Source organism: Sphingomonas bacterium, from assembly GCF_903642285.1.
Classification (GTDB): Bacteria; Pseudomonadota; Alphaproteobacteria; order Sphingomonadales; family Sphingomonadaceae; genus Sphingomonas.
Window position 1 is genome coordinate 62817 of sequence record NZ_CAHJWJ010000017.1, and the last position, 6309, is coordinate 69125.

The following is a 6309-nucleotide window of genomic DNA, read 5'->3' on the forward strand; positions in this document are numbered from 1 at the left end:
CCCCGGCCATTTGGGCGGGGCCGGTCGCCCGGATCAACGTCCCGCCTGCCGCTGCTCCGCCGCCCGCTGCCGCGCCGCGACCTTGGCGCGGTGATGGCCGATCGCACAGCCTGCCGCCGCACCGAGCACGGCGTGGTGATGCGCATAATGGCCGGCGACTCCGCCGACAGCCGCACCCTTCAGACACCCCTTCGCGTCGGCCTGCGCACCCATCAGCATCGCCGCGGCAACGCCCGCCGTCATCACATATCCGCGCATCGAGATCTCCTGTCCGCCGGCCACTTCGGCTCGGCAAGGTGTCATATATCGCTAACACGCCCTTACGCCAGTCCCGATCACAGGATGACGACGATTTCACTTGGTGGCCTCGGCACCGCCGGGCAGCATCCGCTTGAGCTCACGATCGCCGTCGATCCACTCGTGCTTGACCACCGCACCGACGTGCAGCGCAAACAGCGCGTAGATCACCCAGGCCAGATAGCTGTGTGCCGCGCCGAACCCGTCATGCACGCGGTCGCGCAGCGCCGGGTCGAGATGCATCACCGCAGCGATCCGCGGCCATTGGAACAGCCCGAACCAGTACATCGGATGGCTCGCCGCATCCTTGTACGCCGAGTCCATGATCCACCCGGTCAGCGGCATCGCGAAGATCAGGACGTAGAATGCCCAGTGCACCCCGTGCGCGGCCTTGCGCTCGACGAGCGTGTAGTCCGTGGGGAACGGCGGCGGGCGGTGCGTCAAGCGCCAGATCACTCGCATCGCCGCGAGCCCGAGCACCGTGACCCCGATCGATTTGTGCGTATCGATCGCCGGTCGCACCGATGCATCGCCCAGGTACGGCCAGGCCCACGCAAGCGCGACGTTGGCGACGATACCGACGGCGATCAGCCAGTGGAACAGCATCGCCGTCCGGGTATATCGTGCCACCATCTTCGATCTCCCTTGAATCCGGCGCGACGTTACGCGATCTGCTCGCCCTAACCTAGATCGGCAATTTCACGCATGACATCCCTGAACGCGGTCCTGATCGCAGCATCGCCGCGCTATTCGCCGCGGCCGATCCCGGTGGCCAGCCGTCTCATCGGCCTCGCCGCACCGCTCACGTTCATCCTGTTGTTCGCACAGGCGTTCGATCGTCAAGGCGTCGCGATCTGGTCGATCGGGATCGCTTATGTCCTCTACGATACCGTCCTGCTGATCTTCACCGCGCTTCAGATCCGCGACCTGGAACACATCTCTGCCCGCCCCTTCGCTGCCGACGCGACACCGGCCACGTTGGGCGTCATCGTCGCCGCCTTCAACGAGGCGGAGGTACTGGAGATGACGATCGACCGGCTCCAGTCGCAGCAGACCCCGCCCGACACGATCCTGATCGCCGACGACGGATCGACCGATCGCACCGCGGACCTGATGCTCGGCCGTTATGGCCTGGCCTTGCCTGCCGACGTGGCCGTCAGCGCACCCGCACCTGGTCATCCGACGCTGCGCTGGCTGCGGCTGGCGCACCGGGGCAAGGCGCATGCGCTGAACGATGCGTTGCTGGCGATGGAGGACGAGGTCGTGCTGACGGTCGATGCCGATACATTGTTGAAACCCGATGCGATCGCCGCGATGCGCGCGGCGTTCGCGGCGGAACCCGAACTGGTGGCGGCAACCGGCGTTCTCGCGCCCGTCTGCGGCCCGAGCCTGTCGGCGCGGTTGTTCGAATGGTTCCAGAGCTACGAATATGTCCGCAACTTCCTGTCGCGCCACGCCTGGGAACAGGCGCACAGCCTGCTCCTGGTGTCCGGCGCGTTCGCCGCATTCCGGCGCGACGCGGTGATCGCGGTCGGCGGCTTCGACGCGGATTGCATGGTCGAGGATTACGAGCTGATCCACCGTCTCCACCGCCATGCCGCAGACCAGGGGCTCGACTGGCGCGTGCGTGTCGTCGGCAGTGCGCTGGCCTATACCGATGCCCCCGCCAGCCCGCTGGCGTTCCTGCGCCAGCGGCGGCGCTGGTTCGGCGGGTTTCTGCAGACGCAACACTGGAACCGCGACATGGTCGGCAACCGCCGCTACGGGCGGCTCGGCACCGCGATGCTGCCGGTCAAGGCGCTCGATACGTTCCAGCCGATCTACGGGCTCGGCGCATTCGCCATCCTGATCGCGCTGGTGGCAACGGGGCGTTTCAGGCTGGCGTTGCCGATCCTGCTCATCATGCTCGCGAAGATCGCGATCGACCTTAGTTTCCATCTATGGTCGCTCCACATCTACAAGCGCTGGACGGGGCAGGAAAAGGGGCTGCGCATCGGCCCCGCGATCATCGCCGCGATCGCCGAACCTTTCACCTTCCAGTTACTGCGCCACGCGGGGGCGATCTGGGGCTGGATCGCGTTCCTGCGCGGCAGCGAGACATGGACTCCGCAATCGCGCACGGCGTTCACTGGCCATTCGGCCGATACCGGATCATGAACCAGCGAAATCCAAAGACATGACGGAGATCGGTCGATGAAGCGTTTCACCCTGATGCTGGCGACCGCACTCGCCGCACCCGCCACGCCGGCGCTGGCGGCGGACAACCCGTTCGCCATGCGCAGCACATTGCCGTTCGAGGCCCCGCCGTTCGACCGGATCACGGACGCGGATTACCAGCCTGCATTCGAGCAGGGCATGGCGCAGCAGATCGCCGAAGTCCGCGGCATCGCCGACAACCCCGCGCCGCCGACCTTCGACAACACCATTGCCGCGATGGAACGATCGGGTGCGATGCTGCGGCGCGTGTCGGCGGCGTTCGGTGCGGTCAATCAGGCGGACACCAACCCCGCCCGCCAAGCGGTGCAGAAGGCCGAAGCGCGTGCGCTCGCCGCGCATGGCGACACGATCTATCTCGACCCGGCGCTCTTCGCGCGCGTCGCGAAGCTTTGGGATACGCGCGCGACGCTCGGGCTGAACCCGGACCAGATACAATTGCTGACCATCGTCCACCAGCGTTTCATCCGCGCCGGTGCCAAGCTGTCCGACACCGACAAGGCGACGCTGCGCGACCTCAATGCGCAGCTGTCTACGCTACAGACCGCGTTCGTCCAGAAGCTGCTTGCAGGCACCAGGGCGGGCGGCCTGGTGGTGGACGATCCCGCCGCGCTTGCCGGGCTTGGTGAGGGCGGGATTGCCGCGGCGGCGGAGGCGGCCAAGACGCGCGGGCTGACCGGCAAATGGGTCGTACCGCTGCAGAACACGACGCAGCAGCCCGCGCTGCAATCGATGACCGACCGGACGACGCGCGCGAAACTGTTCGACGCCAGCTGGATGCGAAGCGAAAAGGGGGACGCCAACGACACCCGTGACATCGCCGCATCGATCGCGCAGCTTCGCGCGAAAAAGGCGGCGCTTCTCGGCTTTCCGAGCTGGGCGGACTATGTCCTGGTCGACCAGATGGCGAAAACCCCCGGCACCGCCGAAGCCTTCATGGCGAAGCTCATTCCCGCCACGGCGGCCGAGGAACGGCGTGAGGCGGCGGAGATCGACGCGCTGATCAAGGCGCAGGGCGGCGGCTTCGCGGTCAAGCCCTGGGACTGGGACCTGTATGCCGAACAGGTCCGAAAGGCGCGCTTCGACCTCGATCCGGCGGAGGTGAAGCCGTATTTCGAGCTTAACACCGTGCTGCAGAAGGGGGTCTTCTTCGCCGCGAACCAGCTCTACGGGATCAGCTTCAAGGAACGCCACGACATCCCCGTCTACAATCCGGACGTGCGCGTGTTCGAGGTGTTCGACCGGGACGGCAAGCATCTGGCCTTGTGGTATTGCGATTATTTCAAGCGCGACAACAAGCAGGGCGGTGCCTGGAACAGCAGCTTCGTCGGCCAATCGGCGCTGCTCGGCACGTCGCCCGTCATCTACAACGTCGCCAATCTGCCGAAGCCGGCACCCGGCCGGCCAGCGCTTATCAGCTTCGATGACGTGACGACGATGTTCCACGAATTCGGCCACGCGCTGCACGGCTTCTTTTCGCAGATCGCCTATCCGTCGCTTGGTGCATCGGCGCGCGATTTCGTCGAATTCCCGTCGCAGTTCAACGAACATTGGGCGCTCGATCCTAAGGTGCTGGCGAATTACGCGGTTCATTACAAGACCGGCGCGCCGATGCCGCAGATGCTGGTCGACAAGATCCGGAAGGCGCAGAAGTTCAACCAGGGCTATGCACTGGGCGAATTGATCGCAGCGGCGGAACTGGACATGCAATGGCACGCTTTGCCGGCCAGCGCGCCGAAGCAGGATGTCGACGCGTTCGAAACCGCGGCGCTGACGAAGACCGGACTCGACGTCGCGCATGTCCCGCCACGCTACCGGTCGAGCTATTTCCAGCACATCTGGTCTGGTGGCTATGCGGCGGGCTATTACGGCTATCTGTGGACGCAGATGCTGGAGAACGACGCGTTCGCGTGGTTCGAGGCGCATGGCGGGCTGACCCGCGCGAACGGCGATCGGTTCCGGGACCTCGTCCTGTCGCGAGGGCATAGCCAGGATTACGACACGATATTCCGGTCGTTCTACGGCAAGGACCCCGAAATCGCGCCGATGCTGAAGGACCGGGGGTTAGCGGCCAGCGGAGAGTGAGGCGATGACGGAGCGATTTCCATGCCTCGGAAAGATCGGCGTCGCTATTGCACCACGCGCTCGGGCGCGCCGATCAGTTCGCGGCCGATCAGCATCCGGCGGATCTCGTTCGTCCCCGCGCCGATATCGAGCAGCTTGGCATCGCGCATGTAACGCTCGACCGGCCAGTCCTTCGTGTAACCCGCGCCGCCCAGCGCCTGCACCGCCTCGTTAGCCACCCGCACCGCATTCTCGCTCGCCAGCAGGATCGCACCCGCCGCATCGAACCGCGTCGTCCTTCCCGCGTCGCAACTCCGCGCGACCGCATAGACATAGGCGCGTGCGGAGTTCAGCGCGACGTACATGTCCGCGATCTTCGCCTGCATGAGCTGGAACGACCCGATCGGCTGACCGAACTGCTGGCGTTCGCGGACATAGGGGACGACCACGTCGAGGCACGCCTGCATGATGCCCAGCTGGATTCCCGCCAGCACTGCGCGCTCGTAATCGAGCCCCGACATCAGCACGCCGACACCGCCGTGTAGCGCACCCATGACGTTTTCGGTTGGTACCAAACAGTCGTCAAACACCAACTCCGCGGTCGGCGATCCGCGCATCCCGAGTTTGTCGATCTTCTGCCCGATCGCAAAACCCGGCATATCGCGCTCGACCAGGAATGCGGTGATGCCGCGGCTGCCCTCACCCGTTTTCGCGTACACGACCAGCGTGTCCGCATAGGTCGCGTTGGTGATCCAGAATTTCGTGCCGTTCAGCCGGAATCCGCCATCGACCGCATTCGCGCGCAGCTTCATCGACACCACGTCCGACCCCGCCCCGGCTTCCGACATGGCGAGACTGCCGACATGCTCGCCCGATATCAATTTCGGCAGATACTTCGCCTTCTGCGCCGCGTTGCCCCAACGGCTGATCTGGTTGACGCAAAGGTTGGAATGCGCGCCGTAGCTGAGGCCGACCGAAGCCGATGCGCGACTGACCTCCTCCACCGCGAGCACATGCTCGAGATAGCCAAGGCCGAGGCCGCCATCCGCCTCGCCGACGGTGATGCCATGCAGGCCGAGCGCGCCCATTTCGGGCCACAGATCGCGCGGAAACCAGTCTTCCGAATCGATCCGAACCGCAAGCGGCGCGATCCGATCCGCAGCGAAGCGCCGCGTCGTATCGCGGATCATCTCCGCATCCTCATCAAGCGCGAAGTCGAAATCCGGGGTCATGCTCTCTCCGATTTGTTCTTCGCGCTCCCATAGCAGTGCACGCACAAACGAAAAGGGAGGCCGGCTTTCGCCGACCTCCCCTTGTCGCATCCGATGGATGGGTAGGCTTAGTTGCCCGAACCCGGTCCGTAGGTGACTTCCACGCGACGGTTCTGGACCTCGCGCACACCGTCCGCCGTCTGAACGCGGAGATGGGCGGGGTCTTCGCCGTACGCCTGCGTCGTGATGACGCCGTCCGGGATCGCATGCGCCGTCATGTAAGCCTTCACCGCGTTCGCACGACGCTGCGAGAGACCGATATTGTACTTCGGCGTACCCGAGGTGTCGGTGAAGCCGGCCAGCATGACCTGCGCGGTACCGCAGCTCTGATACTGGGTGACGGCGTTGTCGAGGATCGACCCGGCCTCCGGCGTGATGTCCGACTTGTTCCATTCGAAGAACACGATGAAAGGACCCGGCGAGCACGTCACTACCGGCGGAGGCGGCGGCGGCGGGGGAGGCG

Annotated in this window: 6 protein-coding genes; 2 read left to right on the forward strand and 4 right to left on the reverse strand. The window is 65.3% G+C overall.

All coding sequences use genetic code 11. The annotated features are described in order from the left end of the window. Window positions 1-33: 33 nt before the first annotated feature. Together HUU99_RS10085 and HUU99_RS10090 are read right to left on the reverse strand one after the other, a co-directional pair. Window positions 34-258 carry a hypothetical protein gene (locus tag HUU99_RS10085; protein WP_174286446.1) on the reverse strand — a complete coding sequence of 75 codons (225 nt, stop codon included), beginning with the start codon at window positions 256-258 and terminating at the stop codon, window positions 34-36. A gap of 96 nt (window positions 259-354) precedes the next feature. Next, window positions 355-930 carry a cytochrome b gene (locus tag HUU99_RS10090; protein WP_174286447.1) on the reverse strand — a complete coding sequence of 192 codons (576 nt, stop codon included), beginning with the start codon at window positions 928-930 and terminating at the stop codon, window positions 355-357. A 72-nt stretch (window positions 931-1002) separates the two neighbouring features. Here HUU99_RS10090 and HUU99_RS10095 point away from each other — a divergent pair, with 72 nt between their 5' ends. Continuing rightward, on the forward strand, window positions 1003-2454 hold the full coding sequence (locus HUU99_RS10095; RefSeq protein ID WP_174286448.1) for a glycosyltransferase family 2 protein: 1452 nt from the start codon (window positions 1003-1005) through the stop codon (window positions 2452-2454). 36 nt (window positions 2455-2490) lie between these two features. Beyond that, the gene (locus tag HUU99_RS10100) at window positions 2491-4596 is read left to right on the forward strand and encodes a M3 family metallopeptidase (RefSeq protein ID WP_174286449.1); all 2106 of its coding nucleotides are present in this window, start codon (window positions 2491-2493) and stop codon (window positions 4594-4596) included. A 44-nt stretch (window positions 4597-4640) separates the two neighbouring features. Here the strand turns inward: HUU99_RS10100 and HUU99_RS10105 are convergent, their stop codons facing one another. Together HUU99_RS10105 and HUU99_RS10110 are read right to left on the reverse strand one after the other, a co-directional pair. Beyond that, a complete protein-coding gene (locus tag HUU99_RS10105) occupies window positions 4641-5807 on the reverse strand; it encodes an isovaleryl-CoA dehydrogenase (RefSeq protein ID WP_174286450.1) in 1167 nt (388 codons plus the stop codon). 107 nt (window positions 5808-5914) lie between these two features. After that, a partial coding sequence (locus tag HUU99_RS10110; protein WP_174286451.1) for an OmpA family protein occupies window positions 5915-6309 on the reverse strand: 395 nt, incomplete at its 5' end.